This window comes from Oleiphilus sp. HI0043, assembly GCF_001634935.1.
The window spans coordinates 1-1,660 of the sequence record NZ_LWEY01001469.1; the positions used below are offsets into that span (position 1 = coordinate 1).

The following is a 1,660-nucleotide window of genomic DNA, read 5'->3' on the forward strand; positions in this document are numbered from 1 at the left end:
TATCCCAAGTTGAGAATTATAAGAAGGATTTAGAATACCTATACAACAAGGAACATAATCTCAAAATACTCAACATTAGACAGAATGCTGAGTATTTTGAGTGGCGCTACATTGAAACACCATCACAGCACCCTTACGACATTCACTTCCTATACGAAGGAGAAAACCTATCAAGCTACTTGGTTACAATGATTAGTGAGTGGCAAGGAAAACAGGTTCTAGCAATTTGTGACTACTTAGCTCCAGATTCAGACTACCCTGATCTAATCAAGCTAAGTGAAAAGTTAGCCTTAGAAAAAAATGTTGATGCAATCATGTATCAAGGCATCAACCTGGACATGGAACACGAATTGAAGAAGTCACTTTTTATAAAACGTCCTCATGGTGATCTATTTATGCTTCACTGTAAAGGTGAAGCCTGCAATCTAATGCAAGCACAGGATATAAAAAATTGGCGAATTACATTTGCAGACTCTGATATGGATTTCATGTTCTTCAAACCTTAGATAGTTTATGAATACCAGCTTATGGATACTAATCGTAGAGAATTCTTAAAACTAACCACTAGCGCCGGTGTAGGCCTTTCACTTGGCATTTCTCTCAATGGCTGTAATGAATGGAATACTGAAAGCCTAGCATTTTCACCAAAAGCTTGGCTAAGTATTCACACAGACAATCGAGTTGTCATTACCTTACCCAAAATCGAAATGGGGCAAGGAATCATTAATGCAATACCCGCAATCATAGCGGAAGAATTAGATTTAGAATGGTCAACTATAGAAATCAAGCTGGCTGACGCGGACACGAAGCATGCCCAACTTCGAACCAGTGGAAGTAGCTCAATCAAGTCACTATGGCTCCCTCTTCGAACTGGGGCTGCAGGTGTCAGGGGCATGCTACTACAAGCAGCAGCCCAAACTTGGGAGGTTGATCAACAAAGTTTAAGCACCAAAAATGGCCAAGTTATAAACCAGCAAACAGGAAAGCACATTAGTTATGGCGACTTGAGTAAGCTGGCCAGCACATTCCACCCCCCTAAAAATCCTGCTCTTAAAAAACCTAGTGAATTTAACTTTATAGGGAACAAAAACCCTAGCCTAAACGTTCACGACATCGTCAAGGGACAGGCACAATATGGTATCGATACTGAGCTGGAAAACTTGCACTATGCTGCAATTACTCACGCCCCCACATTTAAATCAACACTAGCGTCAGTCTCCACTACAAGGCAATTAAGCTCCGGTGTTAAAGGAATAGTAAAGCTAAATAACGCCGTTGCGGTTGTAGCTACGTCCTATTGGCTAGCGAAAAATGTCTTATCAACCTTAAATATTACATGGCACTCCGAAACAGATAATGACCTAAACCAAGCTCAGATAGAAAGAGACTTTATTGATGCCTTAAGTCACACTGGCAAGCTCGTAAAACAATTCGGCAACGCCTTCCCTTCAGGAGAAGGTATCAGTGCTGATTATCACAGCGCGTATCAAGCTCATGCTTGTATGGAGCCGATCAATTGTACCGCCCATATTCACGATGATGGCTGTGACGTATGGGCACCAACTCAACATCCAATGATGGCCCTTGGTGCAGCGAGAGAGGCATACCACACACAACTTGGTAAATGGAGTTCAAAAGTTCTTCGTAAACTTGGAATATC

Annotated in this window: 2 protein-coding genes; both read left to right on the forward strand. The window is 41.6% G+C overall.

The window, feature by feature from the left end:
- Nucleotides 1-506: hypothetical protein (locus A3729_RS33285; RefSeq protein ID WP_197475961.1), on the forward strand; the 506-nt coding region annotated here is incomplete at its 5' end.
- Nucleotides 507-527: 21 nt separating this feature from the next.
- A partial coding sequence (locus tag A3729_RS20865; protein WP_156498055.1) for a molybdopterin cofactor-binding domain-containing protein occupies nucleotides 528-1,660 on the forward strand: 1,133 nt, incomplete at its 3' end.